Below are 22,986 nucleotides of genomic sequence, written 5' to 3'. Positions count from 1 at the left end.
CGCCTGCGCGGCGCTGCGCTCGGCGGCCTGCCCGGCCGCGCGCGCCCGCGCCTCGAGCGCTTCGGCCCGCTGCTGCGCCTCGGCCCCTTGCCGCCGGGCCTCGGCGAGGGCCTGCCGGGTCTCGCCCGGGTCGGCACGGGGATCGGCCAGGATCGCACCGGAGATCGCCGCCGTCTGGGCCAGCAGCGCGTCCCCCGCCAGGGCCAGGCCAGCGGCACCCAGCACCGCCGCCCCGGCCAGCATGGCAGGACGGAGCAGCGGGAAGGCGCGCGCGGGATGATCGGGCCGGACCATGCGGGCCTTATCCCGAACGATGGTACGGGTGACCAGCGATAATGCTGGTGGCGCGCCAAAGCTGCTCGGCGAGCATGGCCCGTGCCAGCATGTGCGGCCAGGTCATGGCCCCGAACGCGATCAGCAGATCGGCCTGGTCGCGGGCCGGCGCGCCATGGCCATCCGCCGCACCGATCAGGAAGCGGGCCTCGCGCACCCCGTCATCGCGCCAGCGCGAGAGCAGGGCCGCAAAGGCTTCGGACGACAAGTGCCGCCCGCGTTCGTCGAGCAGCACGTCGCGCGCGGGGCCGAGCGGGGCGGGCAGGGTTCCCCCCGTGTCGGGCAGCTCGGTCACCTTCACCGGCCAGGTCACCCGCTTGAGATAGCGTTCGACCAGCTCGCTCTCGGGCGAGCGACCGATCTTGCCCCGGGCGATGATGTGCAGACGCATCGGGGTGCGGGGTGCGGGCGGCGACCGTCAGGGCCGCTCAGGCCGCGGCCGGCGCGTCACCGAAGGCCCACATCCGTTCGAGATTGTAGAAGCTGCGCACTTCGGGCCGGAACAGGTGGATCACCACGTCGCCGGCATCGACCAGCACCCAGTCCGCCGCGGGCAGGCCCTCGATCCGGACGTGCCCGAAGCCGCCCTGCTTGACCCGCTCGGCCAGCTTCTGCGCCATGGCCGCGACCTGGCGGGTGGACCGGCCGGAGGCGATCACCATGTGATCGGCGATCGCCGACTTGCCCTCCAGTGGGATCGAAACGATGTCCTGGGCCTGATCATCGTCGAGCGACTGCAGGACCAGGGCGTGCAGCGAACCGGGAACCGACGGGGGCAGGGGGGCCGGACTGGCGGGAGCCGACGGGGCTGGCGCCGGGCCGGAGGCGGTGGAAGGGGAAACCTCGTTCATGTAGGCGGTGTGTGCTCCTTGGCACGCGGACGGGGCGCAGCCGCATGCGCCTTGACGAAAGGGACAGCGCGGGCGGAATGCGCGAGGGGGGTTGCCGGTTTCACGGCTTCGGCTCGATCGGGCGGAGGGTGAGACGATCACGCAGGGACCTGGCGCCGAAGCGTCGGGTCCAGTCCGGATCGGCCTGGCGGATGGCCGAGGCTGAACGGGGGTCGGGATCGAATCGCAGGATCACCAGTGCTGGTGCGCTCCACTCTGCCCGGCCAGTGATGCAGGGGCTGTTGCCACTGGGGCTTCTCAGGCTGGCGACGGTCCGCCGGTAACGACCGAGCCAGGCCATCGCGGGGCTCGCGACAGCAGTGGCATCATAGCCCGGACGGGCGATCACGGCAATCGGCACCGTGCGGGCGATACGCCGCCAGTCGCGCCAGCGATGGAACTGGGCCAGATTGTCGGCTCCCATCAGCCAGACGAAGCGGCGTTTGGGATAGCGTCGCACCAGCGCGGCGAGGGTATCGGCGGTGAATCGGGTGCCCAGATCGCGCTCGATGGCGGTGACGCGAATCGGGGCCCGGCGCGCCTGGGCCAGGGCCGAACCATAGCGCGCGGCCAGCGGCGCCATGCCTGCCGCGGGCTTGAGCGGATTGCCCGGCGAGACCAGCCACCAGACCTCGTCGAGCCGGAGTGCGGCCAGGGCGAAGCGGGTGATCCGGCGATGGCCCCCGTGGGCCGGATTGAAGCTGCCCCCCAGCAGGCCGGTCAGCGGCCCTCGCGGCAATGGCCTCCGGTGCGCAGCGCGGGTCAGGGCCGGATCTGCCCGGTGCCGCGGACTTGCCACTTGTACGTGGTCAGGCCTTCCAGCGCGACCGGGCCACGCGCATGAAGCCGGCCGGTGGCGATGCCGATCTCGGCGCCCAGCCCGAATTCGCCGCCGTCCGCGAACTGGCTGCTGGCATTGACCATGACGATCGCCGAATCGACCTCGGCCAGGAAGCGTTCGGCCACGGCATCGTCCGCGGTGACAATCGCGTCGGTGTGGGCCGACGAGTGCGCGGCGATATGGGCCAGCGCCGCATCGAGCCCGTCGACCACCGCGACCGAGAGGATGGCATCGAGATACTCGGTGTCCCAGTCCTCGGCCGTGGCGGGCCGGATCCGCGGGTCGAGCGCCTGGGTCCGGGCATCGCCGCGCAGTTCGCAGCCGCCGTCGAGCAGGGCCGCGACCACCGCGGGCGCCCCCGGGAAGGCGGCGTCGAGCAGCAGGGTCTCCATCGATCCGCAGATGCCGGTGCGGCGCAGCTTGGCGTTGCGTGCGATCGCGACCGCCATCGCCGGATCGGCCGCGGCGTGGATATAGGTGTGGTTGATCCCGTCGAGGTGGGCCAGCACCGGCACGCGGGCGTCGGCCTGGACCCGGGCCACCAGGCTCTTGCCGCCGCGCGGAACGATCATGTCGATCAGCCCGGCCGCGGCCAGCATCGCGCCCACGGCGGCGCGATCCTGGGTCGGGACCAGTTGCACCGCCTCGGCCGGCACACCCGCGCTCGCCAGGCCGCGGGCCAGGGCCGCATGGATCGCCCGGTTGGAATGGACCGCCTCGCTGCCGCCGCGCAGCAGCACCGCATTGCCCGAGCGCAGGCACAGGGCGGCGGCGTCGGCAGTGACGTTGGGGCGACTTTCGTAGATGATCCCGATCAGGCCGATCGGCACCCGCACCCGGCTCAGCACCAGGCCGTTCGGACGGGTGGCGGTATCGATCACCTGGCCGACCGGGTCGGGCAGGTCGGCCACCTGGTCGAGCGCCGCGGCAATCCCCGCGAGCCGTGCCGGATCGAGCTTCAGGCGGTCGAGCATGGCGGCGCTCAGCCCGCGCGCCTCGCCCTGGGCCAGATCGAGGCCATTGGCGGCAAGGATCGCCGCCTCGTCCGCGCGCAGCGCCGCGGCCGCCGCGCGCAGGGCCTCGGCCCGCGCCCGGCTGTCGAGCCGTGCCAGGCGGCGCTGGGCTGCCCGACCAGCCCGCGCAAGGCGATCGATCAGCGCCGCGGGCGTTTCGGCGGAGGACAGGGGGGCAACGGCGGACATGCCGGGCGCCTACCACTCCGCCGCGCGCTTGTCAGCCGCCGAGTCGGGGGGTGGCCGGGTCTACGCAAATGCCCGGAGCGGAAAACCGCGCAGCCATGCAATCGTTTCAGCGCGAGTCCCTGTCGCTTCGTCCCGAGTCCGGGCAGCGGGATTCGATTCCCCGGGGCTGGCCTGCTAGCCGCCCGCGCGGGATCGCAGTCAAGAACGACAGGTAGGGGCACATTTGCGCAAGTTGAGCCGGGCAGCGATCGAATCGCGCCTGCGGAGCTGGTTTCCGGATCGCGAATTCTTCATGCGGTCCGAGGGCCAGGTCCGGTTCATCCGCATTTCCGGGCAATTGCAGCGCCGTGCCGCCGCCGGCGCGGTGGTTCTGGCGTTGGCCTGGGTGGTCACGCTCGGCTGGGCGGGCATCTCGTCGCTGCTCGCCACCTGGCACCATGACGACCTGCTTGACCGCGAGGCCAAGGTGGCCAGCGCGGAAAGCCGGGTTGCGGTCTATCGCAAGGACATCGGCAAGGTCGCCGACGATATCGCCCGGCGCCAGGCCTTCATCGAGGCTCTGGTCCGGACCCATGTTGGCGACCTGCCCGAGGACAGCCGGGCCGGGGAAACCGTATCGGACAGCCGCCGGGAAGCCGGCCGGACGATCGACAAGGTCAGCGCCGCCGTGCCCGAGGCCGCTCCGCTGGCCCGCATGGAGGCGCGCCAGCTCGCCTTCGTCGAGGGCCTGACCCGCCTGGCCGACCGCCGCTCCGCCTCGGCCGAGCAGGCGATCCGCAAGCTCGGCCTCGATCCCCGCGGCATGCTGGCGGCGATGGACGATCGCCGCGCCCAGGGCGGACCCCTGCTGCGCCTGGCCACCTCGGCCGATGGTTCGCTGGATCCGCGGTTCCGTCGCCTGGGTCTCAGCCTGGCCCGGATGGACGCGCTGCAACGCGGGCTGCAGGGCATTCCGCAGGTGCTGCCGGCCAGTCTGCAGTTCATCTCGTCGGGCTTCGGCTATCGCGCCGATCCGATCGATGGCGGCGCGGCCTTCCATCCCGGGCTCGACTTCCGCGGCCCGATCGGGGCGCCGATCTATGCGGCTGCCAAGGGCCGGGTTAGCTTCGTGGGTCGACGCTCGGGCTATGGCAATTGCGTCGAGATCACGCACGGCAACGGGCTGGTCACCCGGTATGCCCACATGTCGGCCTTCCGCACCAGGCTTGACCGCACGGTCGATGCGGGGGAAGTCATCGGGGCGATCGGCAGCACGGGTCGCTCAACCGGCCCCCATCTGCACTTCGAGGTCCGCATTCATGACCAGCCAGTCAATCCCCGTCCGTTCCTGGAGGTCGCACCCCATGTTCTTGAAGAAGCCCGAGGCCCCCTCCGCAGCAGGAAACAGTGAAACCATGTCCGGATCCACCTTTTCCGTGCTGGGCGCGGACCTGACCATCAAGGGCGATCTCAACGCCACCGCCGACCTCCATGTCGACGGAACGGTCGAAGGCGACATCACCTGCGCCGCGCTGGTCCAGGGGCAGAGCAGCGTGATCGGCGGAGCGATCCGCGCCGAGAGCGCCCGGCTGGCCGGGACCGTGCGCGGTTCGATCAACGCCGGGACACTGGTGGTGCTCAAGACCGCCCGGATCGAGGGCGACGTCACGTATGACACCCTCACCGTGGAGCAGGGTGCCCGGGTCGACGGCAAGCTGAGCCCCAAGGCCCCGGCCGAACCCAAACTGGCGATTGCCGGCGGACGCGAGGCCTGATCCCGGGCGCCCTGGCGGAGGCCGTCACGCCGCCGCCAGCGCCTCCGCCTTCAGCGCCTTGCGATCCAGCTTGCCGATCGGCGTGCGCGGCAGGGCCGGGCGGATCACCACGGCATCGACCCGCTCGTGCTTGCCGACCCGGTCGTTCAGCCAGTCCCGCAGCGCCTCGGGCGATTCGGCGGCCCCTTCGCGCAGGGTGAGGAAGGCCCGCGGAACCTCGCCGAGGTAGGCATCGGGCATGCCGATCACCAGGGTTTCCTTGACGGCCGGATGCTGCAGCAGCACGGCCTCGACCTGGCTGGGGAACACCTTGAACCCGCCGACCGCGATCATGTCCTTGCTGCGGTCGACGATCCGGACGTAGCCTTCCGGCTCGAGCACGGCGATGTCGCCGGTGCGCAGCCAGCGGGTGGGCCGGCCGGTTTCGTCGGGCAGGTCGGTGAAGGCTGCCGCGGCCGCCTCGGGCCGGTTCCAGTAGCCCTGCATCACTTGTGGTCCGGCGATCACCAGCTCTCCCGGTTCGCCGGGCGGGGCGAAGCGGGTCGGATCCTCCTTGTCGACCAGCGCCAGCCGGGTCGCCGGGATGGGCTGGCCGATCGTCCCCGGACGCTCCCCGGCGTCATAGGGGTTGGCGCTGGCCACCCCGGCGCATTCGGTCAGGCCATAGCCTTCGCGCAGGGGCACCCCGGTCAGCGCCTCGAACCGCTCCTTGACCGGCAGGGGAAGCGGCGCACCACCCGCGATGCAGGTGCGCATGTCCGGCATGGCGGTGCCTTCCAGCCGCGGATCGTCGAGCAGCGCCTGGAACATGGTCGGCACCCCCGGAAACGAGGTCGGCCGGACCCGGCGGCTCGTGGCGAGCAGCAGTCCGGTGTCGAAGCGCGGGATCATCGAGATGCAGCCACCCGCCAGCACGGTGCGGTTGAGCACGCAGGTGTTGGCGAAGACATGGAACAGCGGCAGGGCGCCGAGGATGACGTCGCGCTCACCCCGGTGCGGATCGATCATGCCGATCTGGCGGGCGTTGGCCGACAGGTTCTGATGGGTCAGCATGGCGCCCTTGGGCACGCCGGTGGTCCCGCCGGTGTACTGGAGCAGGGCCAGGTCGCGATCGGGATCGATGGCCGGTGTGGCCACGGGATCATCGCGCAGCCAATCGGACCAGCGCACCACGTCGGGGCGCGCCGGCAGCGGGGTCAGCTCGCGCCGCTTGAGCAGCCCGAAGGCAAGCCGCTTGAGCGGGGGGAGCATGGCGGTGAAGCGCCCCACGACCAGCCGTTCGAGCGCCGATCCGTCGAGCACCTGCAGCGCGGTGGGCAGCAGCTTGGCCAGATCGACCGTGACCAGCAGCCGGGTTCCCGAGTCCGCCACCTGGGCCTCGAGCTCGGCCACGGTGTAGAGCGGCGAGAAATTGACCACGACCGCCCCGGCCAGCATGGCGCCGTAATAGGCCGGAACGTAAAGCGGGACATTGGGCAGGAACAGCCCGACCCGGTCGCCCGGGCGGATGCCCTGCGCGATCAGCCCGGCGGCGAACCGTTCCGCCTGCCGGTGGAGCTGCGCATAGGAATAGCGGCGGCCGAGGAACTCGACGAGCGGGGCCGAGCCATGGTCGCGCGCAGCCCGGGCAAACAGGTCAGGCAGGGACAGCGGCTGGAAATCGGCCGCCCATCCGCCAGGATGGGCATAGTGGTCGCGCCACGGATTGGCAGGCCGCGCATCGCTCATGGCGGCAGAAATGCCTGCTCGCCACGCCGGCGACAAGCGCTTTCGTGAGAGGCTCCGCCGGCACGCCTGCGCGCCGGCGACTTGCCGCTACGGCTTACTCGCCCGCGGCTTCGGCAGCCCGCTTGGCTTCGAGCCAGGCGGCCACCTCGGCCTCCTGGGCGGCCTCGCTGGCGGCGCGGGCAGCGGCCTCGCGCTCGGCCCGCAGCTCCTCGATCAGGGCCTCGCGGTCGTCACCCAGGCGGGCGTCGTCCTGGCCGTCGTCCTCGATCCCGGCGCGCTTGGCCGCCTTGGCGACGATCGCGTCGAGCTCGCGCTGCGAGCAGAGGCCGAGGGTGACCGGATCCTTCGGCTGGATGTTGCCGATGTTCCAGTGCGAGCGGTCGCGGATCGCTGCGATCGTGGTGCGGGTGGTGCCGATCAGCTTGCCGATCTGCGCGTCCGAGATCTCGGGGTGGTTGCGGAGGATCCAGGCGATCCCGTCGGGCTTGTCCTGGCGCTTCGACACCGGGGTATAGCGCGGGCCCTTGGTGCGGCTGACCGTGACCGGCGCCTTGTGCATCTTCAGGCGATAGTTCGGATCGTCCTGGCCCTTCTCGATCTCGGCCATGGTCAGCTCGCCCGAGCGGACCGGATCGCGGCCGGTGTACTTGGACGAGGCGAGGTCATCGGCCATGGCCTGGACCTCGAGCATGTGCAGGCCGCAGAACTCGGCGATCTGCTCGAAGGTCAGGCCGGTGTTGTCGACAAGCCAGGAAGCCGTGGCATGCGGCATCAGCGGGGTGGGCTGGGTCACGAAAGTGTCTCCGGCGAACGGGCGCGAAAAGAGCGCAGAAACAACAAGGGCCGCCCCTGCGGAGCGGCCTGATCGCGGTTCCTCTAAGCGCAAACACGCGTTTCGGCAAGCCTTACCGTGTTGCGGCCGTCCGGCGCCTGCCGCCGCGTGGGCCTGACGCGGTCCGGCCGGGCCCCGTCAGGCCGCCAGCACGACCTTGCCGACATGGGCGCCTGATTCCACATAGGCATGGGCCGCCGCGGCTTCGGCCAGGGGAAAGGTGCGGTCCATCACCGGGCGCAGCTCCCCCGCGATCACCGCGGGCCAGACCTCGCGCAGGACCTCCTGGGCGAGCAGCGCCTTGAAGGTCCGCGACCGGGGCCGCAGGGTCGACCCGGTGAGCGTCAGGCGGCGGGTCATCACCACCGCCATGTTGAGCTCGGCCTTCATCCCGCCCTGGACCGCGATCGTCACGTGGCGCCCATCCTCGGCGAGGCAGCGCAGGTTGCGCGGCACATAGTCGCCCGAGACCATGTCCAGCACCAGATCGACCCCGCGGCCGCCGGTGATCCGCCCCACCTCCTCGACGAAATCCTGCGCGCGGTAATCGATCGCGTGGGCGGCGCCGATCCGCAGGGCGGCGGCACACTTCGCCGCCGACCCGCAGGTGACGATCACGGTCACCCCGAACAGCTTGCCCAGCAGGATCGCCATGGTCCCGATGCCGCTGGTGCCGCCGTGCACCAGGATGGTCTCGCCCTCGCGCACATGGCCGCGCTCGAACAGGTTGTGCCAGACGGTGAACAGCGTTTCGGGCAGCGCCGCGGCCTGGTCGAGCGGCAGCCCGGCCGGAACCGGCAGGCAGTGATCGGCCTCGGCCAGGCAGTATTCGGCATAGCCGCCGCCGGTGACCAGAGCGCAGACCCGATCGCCCACGCCCGGCCAGGTGGCCCGGGATCCGGCGGCATCCGGCGCCTCGCCGACCGCCACGACTTCGCCCGCGATCTCCAGCCCGGGGATCGGCGAGGCTCCGGGCGGCGGCGGATAGTGCCCGCGCCGCTGGGCCAGATCGGGACCGTTGACCCCGGCATAGGCGACCCGCACCAGCACCTGGCCCGGGCCGGGCACCGGCACCGGCAGGGTTTCCGGGCGCAGCACGGCCGGGCCGCCCGGCGCATCGAAGCCGATCGCAATCATGTCTGACGCCGCTTGCGCCGGCGTTCCCTGTGGCGTGGTCCCCATCCGCGTCCCGCTTGCCCCTGTCTTTTGGTTCTGTCTTGGATCTGGTGTCTTGTCGCGTTGCGCCCCGCAACCTTTATGCAGACCGTTGACACGAAGCGCAACGCGCCCAATGTTGCGTTGCAGTGGACGACGAGCTCCCCCTCCGTCGCGACCCGGCCCACCAGGGCTACGGAGCCGCAAGCCAACTCGCTGGCGAGAGCCTTGACCGCTATTCGCAGGACGATCTGGCTGAACGCATCGCTTTGCTGGAGGCCGAAATCGCCCGCGTCCGGGCCCACCGTGATCGCGCGGCGGCCCACCGCCTGGCGGCCGAGGCCTTCTTCCGGCCACGAAGTGAGTCTACCGGGTCATGATCGCGGGCCGCCCCTTTCCATCGCGGGGCGGCACCCCATATCCGGTTCCGGATGATCGGGGGGGCGTTGGTGCCATCGCCGCCCCGGCCACCCGGCATAGAATGCCGTCGTCACCTGCCGTTCTCCTCTCCCGGGCCACCGGGATTCCTGCCCGCCCGGTTCACCGCCGCGACCATCCCGAAGCCCACCCCAACGAAAGCCACGTCGATGCCCAGTTTCGCTTCTAGCCTTGAAAAGACGCTGCACGCGGCGCTCGCCAACGCCGCGGAACGCAGCCACGAATATGCCACGCTGGAGCATCTGCTGCTGGCCCTGATCGACGATCCGGACGCGGCCCAGGTGATGACCGCCTGCGGGGTGGACCTGGGTGATCTGTCCGAGGTGGTGAAGCAGTATCTCGACCAGGAATACCAGTCGCTCAAGACCGCCGAGAAGGGCGATCCGGCGCCGACCGCCGGGTTCCAGCGGGTGATCCAGCGCGCGATCCTGCACGTCCAGTCCTCGGGCAAGGACACCGTCACCGGGGCCAATGTGCTGGTCGCGCTGTTTTCCGAGCGGGATTCCTATGCGGTCTACTTCCTCCAGCAGCAGGACATGAGCCGGCTGGATGCGGTCAGCTACATCAGCCACGGCATCGGCAAGGGTGGCAAGCGGATCGAGGATCGCAGCCCCAAGGGCAGCGAGGATGCGCAGCCCGCCCAGGAGGACAAGGCCGCCAAGGGCGACGGCAAGAAGGAAACCGCGCTCGACCAGTTCTGCGTCAACCTCAACGAGAAGGCGCTGGCGGGCAAGGTCGATCCGCTGATCGGGCGTGGACCGGAGGTGGACCGCACGATCCAGATCCTGTGCCGCCGCAGCAAGAACAACCCGCTCTACGTGGGCGATCCCGGCGTGGGCAAGACCGCGATCGCCGAAGGTCTGGCGCGCAAGATCGTCGAGGGTGACGTGCCCGAGGTCCTGGCCGAAGCGGTGATCTATTCGCTCGACATGGGCAGCCTGCTGGCCGGCACCCGCTATCGCGGCGATTTCGAGGAGCGGCTGAAGCAGGTCGTCTCCGAGCTGGAAAAGATGCCCCACGCGGTGCTGTTCATCGACGAGATCCACACCGTGATCGGCGCGGGGGCGACCAGCGGCGGGGCGATGGACGCCTCGAACCTGCTCAAGCCCGCGCTGTCGGGCGGGACGATCCGCTGCATCGGTTCGACCACCTACAAGGAATTCCGCAACCACTTCGAGAAGGACCGCGCGCTGCTGCGCCGGTTCCAGAAGATCGACGTCAACGAACCGACGATCGAGGACACGATCAAGATCCTGAAGGGCCTGCGCACCGCCTTCGAGGATCACCACAAGGTCAAGTACACGCCCGAGGCGATCAAGACCGCGGTCGAGCTGTCGGCGCGCTACATCAATGACCGCAAGTTGCCCGACAAGGCGATCGACGTGATCGACGAGGTGGGCGCGATGCAGATGCTGCTGCCGCCCAGCAAGCGCAAGAAGACCATCACCGCGCGCGAGATCGAGCAGGTGATCGCGACCATGGCGCGCATCCCGCCCAAGTCGGTCAGCAAGGACGACCGCGCCGTGCTCGAGCATCTCGAGCGCGATCTGAAGCGCGTCGTGTTCGGCCAGGACAAGGCGATCGAGGTGCTCTCCACCGCGATGAAGCTGAGCCGCGCCGGGCTGCGCGATCCGGACAAGCCGATCGGCTCGTTCCTGTTCTCCGGCCCGACCGGCGTCGGCAAGACCGAGGTGGCGCGCCAGTTGGCGAGCATCATGGGCATCCCGCTGGTGCGGTTCGACATGTCCGAATACATGGAGCGCCATTCGGTCAGCCGGCTGATCGGCGCGCCTCCGGGCTATGTCGGGTTCGATCAGGGCGGCCTGCTGACCGATGCGGTCGACCAGCAGCCGCACAGCGTCCTGCTGCTCGATGAGATCGAGAAGGCCCACCCCGACCTGTTCAACATCCTGCTGCAGGTGATGGACAACGGGCGGCTGACCGACCACCACGGCAAGACGGTCGATTTCCGCAATGTGATCCTGATCATGACCACCAATGCCGGCGCCTCCGACATGGCCCGCCAGGGCATCGGCTTCGGTGATGTCAGCAAGGCCGATGCCGGGGACGAGGCGGTCAAGCGGATGTTCACGCCGGAATTCCGCAACCGCCTGGATGCGATCGTGCCCTTCGCCTATCTGCCGACCGCGGTGATCAGCCGGGTGGTGGACAAGTTCATCCTCCAGCTCGAGCTGCAACTGGCCGAACAAAACGTCCACATCCAGTTCGACAGCGACGCGCGCGGCTGGCTGGGCGAACGCGGCTACGACAAGCTCTATGGCGCCCGGCCGATGGCCCGCCTGATCCAGGACAAGGTCAAGCAGCCGCTCGCCGAGGAGCTGCTGTTCGGCAAGCTGGCGCATGGCGGCGAGGTCCACGTCAAGGTCAAGGAGGGCGGCGCCGAGCTGGCCTTCGAGCTGACCCCGGCCCCGCCCAAGCTGGTCAAGAAGGCGGCCAAGCCCAAGAAGGCCGCGCGCAAGGCCGGCGCTGCGCCCGAGCCGAGCGAGGACGGGGCGGAGTGAGCGCCCAGAGGTGACGACAACAGGCCCCCGACGCAAGTTTGGGGCCTTTTTGTGGGCGATGGGGTCGATTGCAAACACAAGCCGGGAACCCCCACCCCCATCCCCTCCCTCCGCTCATCCTGAGCTTGTCGAAGGACGGGGAGGGGAGCGAGACTTGCCCTGCCGCAGGCGGGGCTAGTCGCAGCGGGGAGGGGGCTCGACCGTAGCGATTGCAAACGACCCAATCGCCTTTTTGTGGGGCCAGCGTACCCCCTCATCCCCCCGCTTCGTCATCCTGAACTTGTTTCAGGATCCATTCCGCCTTGGGCACGGTGCTCTCCTCAGGGCTCAGCACCAAGGTCCGGTTTGCCCGACACCGGCGCCTGGCCCGGTGCTGGATCCTGAAACAAGTTCAGGATGACGCTGGGGGAGGTGGGTGACCGGAGGGCATCGTGGGGTTTGGCAAGTCCCCCCACCCCCGCGGCCATCTGGAACCCCTGGGCGGTCCGGTCCATTGTCCTCGCCGATGGCTGCCCCGTTCTCCTGGTTGCGTCCCGAGGCGCACGGCCTTTACATCGTGCCCGCCGATGCCTGGATCGACCCGGCCCGTCCGGTGGACCTCGCGCTGATCACCCATGGCCATGCCGACCATGCCCGCGGCGGGCACGGCCGGACCGTGGCGACGGCGGCCACCCTGGCGATCATGGCGCTGCGCTATGGCACGGGGGAGGGCGCGGTGCCGGTGGACTATGGCGAATCGATCCCGCTGCCCGGCGGCGTGCGCGCCACCTTCGTCCCCGCCGGGCACGTGCTGGGATCGGCGCAGATCCTGCTGGAGCACGCCGGGGAACGGGTGGTCGTGACCGGCGACTACAAGCGCCGCCCCGATCCGACCTGCCCGCCGTTCGAGCCCGTGCCCTGCGACGTCTTCGTCACCGAGGCGACCTTCGGCCTGCCGGTGTTCCGCCACCCGCCGATCGAACAGGAAATAACCCGCCTGCTTGCCGCCCGGGACGAGCACCCGGGACGCTGCCTGCTGGTCGGTGCCTATGCCCTGGGCAAGGCGCAACGGGTGATCGCCGAACTGCGCCGCGCCGGCCATGGCGAACCGATCTACCTCCATGGGGCGATGGAGCGGATGTGCCGGCTCTACCAGGACTGGGGCATCGCTCTGGGCGAGCTGCGCCCGGTCGCCGGCCTGCCCCCGGCGGCGCTGGCCGGACAGATCGTGGTCTGCCCCCCGTCCGCGCTCAATGATCGGTGGAGCCGGCGCCTGCCCGATCCCCTGACCGCCATGGCCAGCGGCTGGATGCGGGTGCGCCAGCGCGCCCGCCAGCGGCAGGTGGAGCTGCCGCTGATCATTTCCGACCATGCCGACTGGGACGAACTGACCGGCACCATCACAGAGGTCGACCCGGGCGAGACCTGGATTACCCACGGCCGCGAGGATGCCCTGCTGCGCTGGTGCGAGCTGACCCAGCGCAAGGCCCGGGCGCTGGCGCTGGTGGGGTACGAGGACGAGGATGACTGAGGGGGGGTGGAATAGCCTCCCCGAAACGGGGAGGGGGACCATCCGCAGGATGGTGGAGGGGCAGCCAGCGCGGGCAGGTCAAGCTTTGCCCCAAGGAGAGTGCCCCTCCACCACGCTGCGCGTGGTCCCCCTCCCCCGGCGGGGGAGGAACACCCCATGATCGCCTTCGCCGCCCTGGTCGATGCCCTGGTCTACAGCCGCAGCCGCAACGGCAAGCTGGCCCTGATCGCCGACTATCTGCGCGCCACGCCCGATCCGGACCGCGGCTGGGCGCTGGCCGCGCTGACCGACGGGCTCGACTTTCCGGCGGTCAAGGCGTCCACCGTCCGTAACCTGCTGATGGACCGCGTCGATCCGGTGCTGTTCCAGCTTTCGCGCGATTACGTGGGCGATACCGCCGAGACCGCGAGCCTGCTCTGGCCCGAACCCGCCACGATCCCCGGCCCACCGCCCACGGTGGGGGAAGCGGTCGCCGCGCTGTCGGCCATGACCCGCGCCAGCGTGCAGCAGGGTCTGGCGGCACTGCTCGACCGGCTCGACGCCAATGGCCGCTATGCCCTGCTCAAGCTGGCGACCGGGGCGATGCGGCTGGGCATCTCGGCGCGGCTGGCCAAGGTGGCCTTCGCCCAGGCGTTTGGCGTCAGCGTGGAGGATGTCGAGGAGTACTGGCACGGCCAGGTCCCGCCCTACCTGCCCCTGTTCGACTGGGCGGCGAACGGCGCGCCGCCGCCCAGCGGCGAGGACCTGCCGCTGTTCCGCCCCTTCATGCTGGCCCATCCGCTCGACCCGGCCGCCGAGCCCGACCTGGCCGACTATGCCGCCGAATGGAAGTGGGACGGAATCCGGGTGCAAGTGTCCTGCAACGGGGTGGAAACGCGGGTTTACTCGCGTTCGGGGGACGACATCTCCGCGACCTTCCCGGAGATCGCCGCCGCCCTGACGATTCCGGCCGTGCTCGATGGCGAACTGCTGGTCCGCGGGTCCTACCAGGGCGCGGCGGAGGGCGGGGCGGCGAGCTTCAACGCGCTGCAGCAGCGGCTGGGGCGCAAGAGCGTGTCGAAGGCGATGCTCGCCGACTACCCCGCTTTCGTGCGGCTCTACGATGTGCTGATCGCCGAAGGGGAGGACCTGCGCCCGCTGGCCTGGGAACGACGTCGCATGGCGCTGGAGGGCCTGGTGCCGCGGCTCGACCCGGATCGGTTCGACCTGTCGGCCCTGATCCCGGCGCGCACCTTTGCCGAACTGGCCGAGGTCCGCGCCGCCGCCCGTGACGCCGCGATCGAGGGGGTCATGCTCAAGCGGCGCGACAGTCCCTATGGGGCCGGGCGGCGGACCGGGCTGTGGTACAAGTGGAAGCGCGATCCGCTGCTGGCCGACTGCGTGCTGATGTATGCCCAGCGCGGCAGCGGCAAGCGCAGCTCGTTCTATTCCGACTTCACCTTCGGCTGCTGGACCGGCGATCCCGATCAGGGCGGAGAGCTGCTGCCGGTGGGTAAGGCCTATTTCGGCTTCACCGACGAGGAGCTGAAGTGGCTGGATCGCCATGTCCGCCAGCACACGGTGAACCGCTTCGGCCCGGTGCGCGAGACCGACCGCAGCCTGGTGCTGGAGGTGGCCTTCGATTCGATCCATGCCAGCAAGCGCCACAAGTCGGGCCTGGCCATGCGCTTTCCGCGCATCCACCGCATCCGCAGCGACAAGCCCGCGCACGAGGCCGACCGGATCGAGACGCTGCGCGCGCTGATCGCCGATTGATCGCGGTCAAGGCGCGGACGGCGCGCCGCGGGCAAGCGAGGCTGGCGATCATCCTGCCGGAGAGCCCCGTGGCCAGCCAGACCGAATCCCCGCCCACCACGCCCTATCAGCGCATCGGCGGACAGGCGGTGCTGCGGGCCATCGTCGACCGCTTCTATGACCTGATGGACCGGGACCCGGCCTATGCCGAGTTGCGCGCGATGCACGGTCCGGACCTGACGCCGATGCGCGACAGCCTGACCGGGTTCCTCACCGGCTGGGCGGGCGGGCCGCGCGACTGGTTCCAGGGCGGCAAATGCGTGATGAGCCTGCACCGGCCACTGGCGATCACCCCCGACACCGCCCGGCAATGGCTGGAGGCCATGCACCGCGCGATCGACGAAACGGTGGGGGCGCGCGATCCCGAGATTGCCCGGGCCATGCTGGATGTGCTGAAACGGATGACCACCGGGATGGCGCAGGCCACCCGCCCCTGACGCGATCGGGCCCGCATCCGGGGCCGGGGCGGGGTCGGGCCGGGGGGTGAGGCCAGAGGGGGCAGGCCAGAGGGCGGGGCAGTGGACGGATTCGACCGACGGCGCAGACTTCTGGCGATCGGGCTGGCGGGCCTCGCCGGGTTTGTCGACGCGGTGGGCTTCCTGTCGGCCGATGGCTATTTTGTCTCGTTCATGTCGGGCAACACCACGCGGCTGGGCGTGGACCTGGCCACCCGCCCGGACCGCGCGGTGGTGCCGGCGCTGCTGATTACCGGATTCGTCGCCGGAGTGGCCGGCGGCGCAATCATCGCCGCCCGTGCCGGACCCCGGCGCAAGCGCGCCGTGCTCGGGCTGGTCACGCTGCTGCTGGTGGCGGCGGCCGGGTTACGGGAGGCGGCGCTGGAGGGAGCGGCTCCGGGCTTCGTACCGCTGGCGCTGCTGGTCACCGCGATGGGCGCGCTCAACAACACCTTCCTGCGTGACGGCACGGTGAGCGTCGGGCTGACCTACATGACCGGGGCGCTGGTCAAGCTGGGCCAGGCGATCGCCGCAAGCCTGCTGGGCCAACCGCGCGGCGACGGCGCGGTCCATGCCGCGCTGTGGGGCGGCCTGGCCAGCGGCGCGGTGCTGGGCGCCCTGGCCTTCGCGCACCTCGCCGGAGCGGCCCTGTGGCTGGCGAGCGGCTGGGCCATGCTGATGCTGGCCCTGGCCTGGCGGCTGGAGAAGGGGGCAGCGACAGGGTTCGGGACCTAGGGGGCGCTCCCACACGGCGGCTTCAGACACGCCAGGTCGGCGCATAGCGAGGGCCAGCGAGAGCTCGCACGTCCTCGAACAACGCGCCAATCGCATTGACGCTGGCGGCCAAGGTTTCCGGCGTCGATCCGACGTTTGCCAGGATCATTCGCAGCCTGGGCCCGAACCCTTTCGGCCCGATGGTGAACGCTTCGATCTCGGACAAGGTCGTCTTGTCGTTCAACGGATAAGCGCGGTTCAGCGCAAACAGGGTAAGCACCAGGGCCTGGGCAAAGCGGGAAACGCACCCCGCTACGCCATGGACGTCGCCATTGGCGGCATACTTCCCTGCGAAGGCGGCCAAGCCGAATTCGACGCTCCACAAACGGTTCTGGATCACGGCGTCAGCCAAGGCCTCCGGCATGGGCGATACCTCTGCCTTGAGGTCGGCGAGGATGCGGCGCGGATCATGGAGCGGCTGGGCGATTGCCACTTCCCCCAGCAAGGTGGGGCCGAAAAACCCGAAGGGCGGTTGTTGTTCGTAATCGATCTGGAAGCGCCCGGCTTGCGCCTCGGCCAGCGTGGCTTCGACCATGGCAAGCGACCGATAAAGCAAATCGACCCGCTGCCCTTCGATCGTCAACCAAGCGCCACCATCCACCCAGCGACCCCAATCCAGGATCCCCGACACGACAGGGTCCGGCATATCGTTGAGACACGACGCAATTCGGCGAACCTCGTCTATGGAGAACGGTGACTCCGGCCTGTAGTAGAGACCAATATCAATATCCGAATCAGGCCGGGCCCGACCGCGAGCGTGGGAACCTCCCAGAACGATCGCCTCGACGCCGGTCAGTCCCCGCAGTTCATCCACGACTCTCGCGATAATCGCCATTTGCGGCGCTGTGAGTTGCTTCATCGCATGAACATCGCAAGTTGTCGGTGCTGAAACAATGTCCGCTCAGGGGTCGGAGCCTGAATCGTCGGCCACCTCCGATCTTGGCGACGTCCTGCCGTTGAGCAAGCGCCCCTTTTCTGCTGGTCTGCTTCGGAGGGTAGCATCGGCAGGTTCTTTCTGGAGCCGACGATCGCGGTCACTGATCCGAGGGGCCGGGTCTGGCCGGCCCCGGACCTTGCCTGCGACACCCCCGAAGGCTGACAGGACTGCTGGACACCCGCGTGTTCCGCGCGTCCAGCCGGTTGTGTGGGGCAACAGAAAAACGCTCGACATGGGTCCCCGGGCCGCAGAGATAATGGGGTGCCCGAAGGCCGGATCTGGGTGGCTTCGGGCTTGAGGAGTAGACTTTGGGACCCGCCGACACACTGCTCTCCCCGGTCATCCTGTTTTTCGTGCTGGGGGTTCTGGCTGCGGCCGTGCGCTCGGATCTGACGATCCCCGAATCGATGGCCAAGGCCATGTCGCTGTTTCTGATGGCGGCCATCGGGCTGAAGGGCGGGGTGCAGGTTTCCGCCGCCGGGTTGAGCGGGGGCATGGTTGCGGCCGGGCTGGCTGGCCTGGTCCTGAGCTTCGCCTTGCCATTCCTGGCCTTCTTCCTGCTGCGCCGCTGGGGCCGCCTGGACGGGCTCAACGCCGGTGCCGTCGCCGCCTGTTACGGATCGGCGAGCGTGGTGACCTTTGCGACCGCCAGCGAGGCGCTGACCCGCGGCGGCATGGCGCCCGCCGGGTACATGGTGGCCGTGCTGGCGATCATGGAAACCCCGGCGATCGTTTCGGGAATGCTGCTGGCCCGGCGTGGCACGCCCGGGCGTGGGCGACCCGGCGGGCATGTGTGGCGCGAGGTTCTGCTCAATGGCTCGGTTGTGCTTCTCCTTGGCTCGTTCGCCATCGGGGCCATTATCGGCAAGGCCAGGTATGAGCCCATCGCACCGATGTTCACCGGCCTGTGGTCGGGCGTCCTGTGTCTGTTCCTGCTCGACATGGGCCTGATCGCGGTTCGCCGGCTGCGCGACAGCAAGGCCGTGACGCTCCGCCTGGGCATGCTGGCCGTGGCCCTGCCGATCATCAATGGCAGCATCGGCGCGTTGGTGGCGCGGGGCGTGGGCCTCGATCCGGGCAGTGCCGCCGCCTTTGCCATCCTGGCGGCGAGCGCGTCCTATATCGCGGTGCCGGCGGCGATGCGGCTCGCCCTGCCCAAGGCGGATCCCGGCCTCTACCTGTCGCTGAGCCTAGCGATCACCTTTCCGTTCAACATCCTGTTCGGCATTCCGTTGTTCATCGCGCTGTCGACAGCGCTTGCGAGGTAACCATGCCCAAACTCGTCCGCCGCAAACGACTGGAGATCATCGCGGATCTCGAGTTCGCCGATTGGCTGGCGGACGAGGCCGAGGCCGTTGGCATCACCCATTTCACGATCGTGCCGACCTTGGGCGGAAAGGGCGTGCATGGCCGCTGGCGGAACGATGGCCTGGGCGGCCAGGGCAAGTGCCTGTTCCTGAGCGTGACCAGCGAGACCCGGGCCGAGGCGCTGATCGACCGGATCGGTCCGCATTTTTCGGACTACAAGATTGTCATGGACGTGGCCGACGTCGAGGTCCTTCGGGGAGACCGCTTCCTGTAGTTCCGGACGAGGGGATTGCCGCCCCGCCGGCCCTGCCCGGCCGCGCTAACCCGGCCGCACCCGGAACAGCTTCTCGCGCGAAGTTGCGCCGCGCAACAGTTCGAGGCGGGAGGCCGGCAGGTCCAGCGCCTCGGCGAGCAGGTTCCGCACCGCCTCGGTCGCCTTGCCACCCTCGGGCCTGGCGCGGACCTTCACCAGCACCCGGCCGTCCACGACCGCGATCTCCTCACCGCGCGCGCCCGGGGTGACGCGCACCGCCAGCCGCCCGGCGGCATCGCACAGCGCGCGCAGCTCCGCCGCCGGGGGCCGATCAGGACGGGGCCGATCAGGACGGGGCAGGGCCAAGCGTCCGGGCGATCTCGGCCGCGTGGTGGCGGCCGTTTTCGACATAGCGCGCGACGCCCTCCTGCATGTCGGCCAGGGCGGCATCGGTGAGGTCGCGCATGTGGGCCGCCGGGCGGCCGCCCCACAACTGGCGCGAACCGACCCGCTTGCCCGGGGTCAGCATGGCCCCCGCCGCCAGCATCCCGTCGCTCTCGATCAGGCAGCCGTTCATCACGATCGCCCCCAGCCCGACGAAGCCGCGATCGGCGATGGTGCAGCCGTGGATCATCGTCATGTGGCCGATCAGCACGTCCGCGCCGATCAGCGTGGGAAAGCCATCCGGGCGGCGCGGTTCGGGGCTGTCGCAGTGGATCACCGTGCCGTCCTGCACATTGCTGCGGGCACCGATCACCACCCGGTTGACGTCGCCGCGGATCACGCAGTTGTACCAGATGCTGGCCTCCGGCCCGATCGTGACATCGCCGATGATCCGGCAGCCGGGCGCGATGAAGGCGCTGTCGGCGATCTGCGGGGCCTTGCCGCCAAACGGCAGGATCGTGACGTCGGGATAGCGAGAAGCGTGGGTCATGGCAGGCGCGATTCCCATTCGGCGCGGGTCAGGCTGTAGGCGATCACCTCGTTGAGCTCGCCGGTGAAGCGCGAATCGCGGAAGTCGAGCGCGGGCGCCCGGCGCAGGCCCAGCCGCTCCATCAGGGTCCAGCTCGCCCGGTTGCCGGGCACGGTGATGGCGTGGATCACCGGCGCGGCGAAGCGGGTGAAGCCCAGGTCGAGCGAGGCCCGTGCCGCCTCGGCCGCATAGCCCTGGCCCCAGGCATCCTGGCGCAGGCGCCAGCCGATCTCGAATTGTCCCATGAAGCTGCAGTCCGGGGCATTGCCGCGCTTCAGTCCGCAGAAGCCCAGCAATTCGCCGCCCAGGCTGCCGCCATCGGCCCGGCGCTCGACCACCCAGAAGCAGTGGCCGTGCGCGGCGCGGCATTCGGCAAAGCGATCGGCCATCAGGCGGAAGTGGTCGGCATCCTGCACCCCGCCCAGCCAGCGCATCACCGCCGGGGTGTTGGTGTGGTGGATGAACGCCGGCCAGTCCTCCGCACGCCAGTCGCGCAGCACCAGCCGCGCGGTCTCGTGCCGGAAGTCGGCCGTCGCTTCAGCCATTCATCAGCCGCGCCGCCAGCGGGGCATGATAGGTCAGCACCCCCGAACAGCCCGCCCGCTTGAACGCGGTGAGCGTTTCCAGCACCATGGCGTCGCGATCGGCCGCGCCGGCCGCGACCGCCGCCTCGATCATCGCGTATTCGCCCGAGACCTGGTAAGCGAAGACCGGCACCTCGAAGCGCTGCTTCACCCGCACCGCGATGTCCAGATAGGGCAGGCCCGGCTTGACCATGACGCTGTCGGCGCCTTCGGCCAGGTCCAGCGCGACCTCGCGCAGCGCCTCTTCGGCATTGGCCGGGTCCATCTGGTAGGTCTTCTTGTCGCCCTTGAGCAGCCCCGACGAGCCGACCGCGTCGCGGAACGGACCATAGAAGGCCGAGGCATACTTGGCGGCATAGGACATGATCTGCAGGTTGTGGTGCCCGGCCTGTTCCAGCGCGGCGCGGATCAGGCCGACCCGGCCGTCCATCATGTCGGACGGGGCGATGATGTCGGCCCCCGCGGCGGCCTGGTTCAGGCTCTGCCCCACCAGCACCTCGGCCGTGGCATCGTTGAGGACATAGCCCGCCTCGTCGATCAGGCCGTCCTGCCCGTGGCTGGTATAGGGATCGAGCGCGACATCGGTCAGCACGCCGATGTCCCCACCCACCGCATCGCGGATCGCCCGGACCGCGCGGCACATCAGGTTGTCGGGGTTGAGCGCCTCCTTGCCCAGCGGATCGCGGCGGCCCGGCTGGGTGTTGGGGAACAGCGCCAGGCACGGGATGCCCAGGGCCACGGCTTCCTTCGCCCGCTCGGCAATGCCCTTGACGCACCAGCGCGAGACGCCGGGCAGCGAGCCGATCGGCTCCTCCACCCCATCCCCGTCGGTCACGAACAGCGGCCAGATCAGGTCGGCGGGGGAGACCGCGATCTCGCGGTGGAGCGCGCGGCTCCAGGCGTGGGCGCGGGTGCGGCGGAGGCGAAGGGCCGGATAGCTTGCGGTCATCCCCGCGGTCTGCCGCATTCACGGCGCGGCATCAAGGCGGCAGCGCGCGACGGGCGGCAGGTCAGCGCATCGCGAGCTGCGACACCGCCCGAACCCCGGAGGCGAGCAGGGCCCCCGGCTGCAGCGCCTTGAGCTGGGCCAGACGCGTCCGGAAGGCGCCCAGTTCCCGGGGATCGACCTGCCGGGTCACCGCGGCGAAGCGGGTGCCCAGGGGATCGACCGTCTGGCCATCGCGGTACATCTCGTAATGGAGGTGCGGACCGGTCGACAGCCCGGAGGAACCGACCAGCCCGATCACCTCGCCGGCGCGGACGCGCTGGCCGGGCCAGACCATGATCCGGCTCATGTGGCCATAGCCGGTGCCGAGACTGCCGCCATGCTCCAGCCGCACATACATGCCGTGCCCGCCGTGATAGCCGGCGTAGGACACCACGCCGTCGGCCGTGGCGACGATCGGCGATCCCCAGGCGGCGCCGAAATCGACCCCGGCGTGCATGCGGGTGTAACCCAGGATCGGGTGGAAGCGCTGGCCGTAAAGCGAGGTGACGTGGCCGTTGACCGGCATCAGCAGGCCCGGCCCGGTCTGGACATAGCTGGGCCGGCTGAGCGTCTCGGCCGAATAGAACCCGCCGTCCTGGCCCCAGCGCAGCAGTTCGAGCACCGGGCGCCGCCCCTGGGGGGTGGCCCGTTCGAGCCCGGCGTAAAGCAGTTCGCCGGCCTCGCTTTCGCCGGTGGCGGCGCGCTTGTAGGCGAAAACGAGGTCGAAGGCGTCATCGGGGCCGATATCGCCTTCCAGGCTGAGGTGGCTGTCGAGCGCGGCGAGGTACTGCTGGATCGCGCTGGGCGGCACTCCCGCGGCGCGGGCCGAGCGATAGAGGCTGCTGCCGACCTGGCCGCGGATTCGGACCGGGGTGGTGTCGACCGGGATGGCCTGCCGCTGAAGCGTCAGCCCGCCCCCGCTGCGGGTGACCGCCAGCGCCAGATCGATGCGGGCGCGCAGGGTGGCCCGTTCGAGCTGGCGCGGCTGGCCCGGGGCCGGGCGCGGGCCGAGCACCAGGGAAAAGCGGGTGCCCGGGGCAATCCGGTCGAGCGGGACGGCCCCGGCGATCAGTTCGCTGGCCCGGGCGGCATCGCTGCCCGACACGCCGGCACGCTGGAGCAGGCGGCCGATGCTGTCGCCCGCGGGCAGTTCCGCGCTGCGTTCGATCTGCGTGCGTTCGGCCACGAAGGCAACCTGCCGCAGGGCCGGATGGGCGGGGAGGGCGGACGGCGGGGCCATGGGGCGCGCGGCGCTGAGACCCAGGGAGCGGAACTGGCCGGCCGCAACGGCATCGACCCGGCTGGCCGGTGCGGCTTCGAGCGCGGACAGATCGGGCCAGCAGGCCAGGGCCAGGCCGATCAGCAGGATCAGCGTGGCCATGCCGCGGTACCAGCGGCGCGAGCCGATGTCCTGGGCCAGATCCACCGCCCATCCGGAAGCGGGATCGGCGCGGTCTGCGGACACCGCGGCCGCCGGGGTCCCCATCGGTGCCCCGGCACTGCGCACGCCGAAGGCCGGCCGCGCGGACGCGGCCGCCGCAGGGGCGAAAACCTCGCTGTCCTGAGCCCTGAACACAAACCCTCCAATCGCGCGGACACCCTGCACCGGGATGGGTTAACGGCCCGCTAAGCCGCGATTCGCGCGGGTCCGCCCGCAGCGGACGGCGGGGGTGGACAACGGGCTGTCGAAATCGCCCCGATTGCCAGGTCGGCGC

General features: G+C 70.2%; 23 protein-coding genes and 1 pseudogene. 10 read left to right on the top strand and 14 right to left on the bottom strand.

Features of this window, described 5'->3' with window-relative positions; all coding sequences use genetic code 11:
• The 5 genes and pseudogenes from H7F49_RS12400 to H7F49_RS12380 all read right to left on the bottom strand — a co-directional run.
• A pseudogene (locus H7F49_RS12400) lies at positions 1-294 on the bottom strand (hypothetical protein); the annotation flags it as partial.
• Between the two features lie 7 nt (positions 295-301).
• Positions 302-724, bottom strand: a complete 423-nt coding sequence (locus tag H7F49_RS12395; RefSeq protein ID WP_185683914.1) for a 23S rRNA (pseudouridine(1915)-N(3))-methyltransferase RlmH — start codon at positions 722-724, stop codon at positions 302-304.
• 37 nt (positions 725-761) lie between these two features.
• The gene (rsfS, locus tag H7F49_RS12390; protein ID WP_185683913.1) at positions 762-1,184 is read right to left on the bottom strand and encodes a ribosome silencing factor; all 423 of its coding nucleotides are present in this window, start codon (positions 1,182-1,184) and stop codon (positions 762-764) included.
• A 100-nt stretch (positions 1,185-1,284) separates the two neighbouring features.
• A complete protein-coding gene (locus H7F49_RS12385) occupies positions 1,285-1,962 on the bottom strand; it encodes a nicotinate-nucleotide adenylyltransferase (RefSeq protein WP_185683912.1) in 678 nt (225 codons plus the stop codon).
• Between the two features lie 23 nt (positions 1,963-1,985).
• Positions 1,986-3,266 carry a glutamate-5-semialdehyde dehydrogenase gene (locus H7F49_RS12380; RefSeq protein WP_185683911.1) on the bottom strand — a complete coding sequence of 427 codons (1,281 nt, stop codon included), beginning with the start codon at positions 3,264-3,266 and terminating at the stop codon, positions 1,986-1,988.
• Between the two features lie 232 nt (positions 3,267-3,498).
• Between H7F49_RS12380 and H7F49_RS12375 the strand changes: the two genes are divergently transcribed.
• A complete protein-coding gene (locus H7F49_RS12375) occupies positions 3,499-4,656 on the top strand; it encodes a M23 family metallopeptidase (protein ID WP_328806714.1) in 1,158 nt (385 codons plus the stop codon).
• 4 nt (positions 4,657-4,660) lie between these two features.
• Complete coding sequence (locus H7F49_RS12370) at positions 4,661-5,020, top strand: bactofilin family protein (RefSeq protein WP_185683910.1); 360 nt, start codon at positions 4,661-4,663, stop codon at positions 5,018-5,020.
• 24 nt (positions 5,021-5,044) lie between these two features.
• Here the strand turns inward: H7F49_RS12370 and H7F49_RS12365 are convergent, their stop codons facing one another.
• The 3 genes from H7F49_RS12365 to H7F49_RS12355 all read right to left on the bottom strand — a co-directional run bounded on the left by H7F49_RS12365 (position 5,045) and on the right by H7F49_RS12355 (position 8,717).
• Positions 5,045-6,748 (bottom strand): long-chain-fatty-acid--CoA ligase, encoded by a 1,704-nt coding sequence (locus H7F49_RS12365; RefSeq protein ID WP_185683909.1) that lies wholly within the window; start codon positions 6,746-6,748, stop codon positions 5,045-5,047.
• A gap of 94 nt (positions 6,749-6,842) precedes the next feature.
• Positions 6,843-7,541, bottom strand: coding sequence for a DUF1013 domain-containing protein (locus H7F49_RS12360; protein ID WP_298196366.1), 699 nt, complete (start codon positions 7,539-7,541; stop codon positions 6,843-6,845).
• Positions 7,542-7,718: 177 nt separating this feature from the next.
• Positions 7,719-8,717, bottom strand: a complete 999-nt coding sequence (locus H7F49_RS12355) for an NAD(P)H-quinone oxidoreductase (protein ID WP_185683908.1) — start codon at positions 8,715-8,717, stop codon at positions 7,719-7,721.
• Positions 8,718-8,884: 167 nt separating this feature from the next.
• Here H7F49_RS12355 and H7F49_RS12350 point away from each other — a divergent pair, with 167 nt between their 5' ends.
• From H7F49_RS12350 to H7F49_RS12325, 6 genes are all read left to right on the top strand, one after another.
• Positions 8,885-9,115 (top strand): DUF1192 domain-containing protein, encoded by a 231-nt coding sequence (locus H7F49_RS12350; RefSeq protein ID WP_185683907.1) that lies wholly within the window; start codon positions 8,885-8,887, stop codon positions 9,113-9,115.
• Between the two features lie 207 nt (positions 9,116-9,322).
• A complete protein-coding gene (clpA, locus tag H7F49_RS12345; protein WP_185683906.1) occupies positions 9,323-11,695 on the top strand; it encodes an ATP-dependent Clp protease ATP-binding subunit ClpA in 2,373 nt (790 codons plus the stop codon).
• 505 nt (positions 11,696-12,200) lie between these two features.
• The gene (locus tag H7F49_RS12340; protein WP_185683905.1) at positions 12,201-13,205 is read left to right on the top strand and encodes a ligase-associated DNA damage response exonuclease; all 1,005 of its coding nucleotides are present in this window, start codon (positions 12,201-12,203) and stop codon (positions 13,203-13,205) included.
• A 156-nt stretch (positions 13,206-13,361) separates the two neighbouring features.
• The gene (locus H7F49_RS12335) at positions 13,362-14,960 is read left to right on the top strand and encodes a cisplatin damage response ATP-dependent DNA ligase (RefSeq protein WP_185683904.1); all 1,599 of its coding nucleotides are present in this window, start codon (positions 13,362-13,364) and stop codon (positions 14,958-14,960) included.
• Positions 14,961-15,028: 68 nt separating this feature from the next.
• Positions 15,029-15,436 carry a group II truncated hemoglobin gene (locus H7F49_RS12330; protein ID WP_185683918.1) on the top strand — a complete coding sequence of 136 codons (408 nt, stop codon included), beginning with the start codon at positions 15,029-15,031 and terminating at the stop codon, positions 15,434-15,436.
• A gap of 81 nt (positions 15,437-15,517) precedes the next feature.
• Positions 15,518-16,189, top strand: a complete 672-nt coding sequence (locus tag H7F49_RS12325; RefSeq protein ID WP_185683903.1) for a YoaK family protein — start codon at positions 15,518-15,520, stop codon at positions 16,187-16,189.
• Between the two features lie 22 nt (positions 16,190-16,211).
• Here H7F49_RS12325 and H7F49_RS12320 read toward each other — a convergent pair whose 3' ends face one another.
• A complete protein-coding gene (locus tag H7F49_RS12320; RefSeq protein ID WP_185683902.1) occupies positions 16,212-17,087 on the bottom strand; it encodes a nucleotidyltransferase domain-containing protein in 876 nt (291 codons plus the stop codon).
• Between the two features lie 386 nt (positions 17,088-17,473).
• Between H7F49_RS12320 and H7F49_RS12315 the strand changes: the two genes are divergently transcribed.
• Positions 17,474-18,433 carry a sodium-dependent bicarbonate transport family permease gene (locus H7F49_RS12315; protein ID WP_185683901.1) on the top strand — a complete coding sequence of 320 codons (960 nt, stop codon included), beginning with the start codon at positions 17,474-17,476 and terminating at the stop codon, positions 18,431-18,433.
• A 2-nt stretch (positions 18,434-18,435) separates the two neighbouring features.
• Entirely contained in the window at positions 18,436-18,747 is a 312-nt protein-coding gene (locus H7F49_RS12310) for a P-II family nitrogen regulator (RefSeq protein ID WP_185683900.1), read from the top strand.
• A gap of 45 nt (positions 18,748-18,792) precedes the next feature.
• On the opposite strand, the gene H7F49_RS12305 is transcribed toward H7F49_RS12310, so the two are convergent.
• From H7F49_RS12305 to H7F49_RS19900, 5 genes are all read right to left on the bottom strand, one after another.
• Positions 18,793-19,092: a DUF167 domain-containing protein gene (locus H7F49_RS12305; RefSeq protein ID WP_235982123.1), complete on the bottom strand. Its 300-nt coding sequence runs from the start codon at positions 19,090-19,092 to the stop codon at positions 18,793-18,795.
• Positions 19,073-19,660, bottom strand: coding sequence for a gamma carbonic anhydrase family protein (locus tag H7F49_RS12300; RefSeq protein WP_185683898.1), 588 nt, complete (start codon positions 19,658-19,660; stop codon positions 19,073-19,075). Before H7F49_RS12300 ends, H7F49_RS12305 begins: the two co-directional genes overlap by 20 nt.
• Positions 19,657-20,244 (bottom strand): GNAT family N-acetyltransferase, encoded by a 588-nt coding sequence (locus H7F49_RS12295; protein ID WP_185683897.1) that lies wholly within the window; start codon positions 20,242-20,244, stop codon positions 19,657-19,659. The genes H7F49_RS12300 and H7F49_RS12295 overlap by 4 nt, the downstream gene beginning before the upstream one ends.
• Positions 20,237-21,232 carry a porphobilinogen synthase gene (gene hemB, locus H7F49_RS12290; RefSeq protein ID WP_185683896.1) on the bottom strand — a complete coding sequence of 332 codons (996 nt, stop codon included), beginning with the start codon at positions 21,230-21,232 and terminating at the stop codon, positions 20,237-20,239. The genes H7F49_RS12295 and hemB overlap by 8 nt, the downstream gene beginning before the upstream one ends.
• A gap of 61 nt (positions 21,233-21,293) precedes the next feature.
• On the bottom strand, positions 21,294-22,847 hold the full coding sequence (locus H7F49_RS19900) for a M23 family metallopeptidase (RefSeq protein ID WP_185683895.1): 1,554 nt from the start codon (positions 22,845-22,847) through the stop codon (positions 21,294-21,296).
• Between the last annotated feature and the right edge of the window lie 139 nt (positions 22,848-22,986).

It is taken from the genome of Novosphingobium aerophilum (genome assembly GCF_014230305.1).
Taxonomy (GTDB): domain Bacteria; phylum Pseudomonadota; class Alphaproteobacteria; order Sphingomonadales; family Sphingomonadaceae; genus Novosphingobium; species Novosphingobium aerophilum.
Note: the sequence above shows the minus strand (reverse complement) of the source record. Positions and strands in the feature narration are given on the sequence as shown.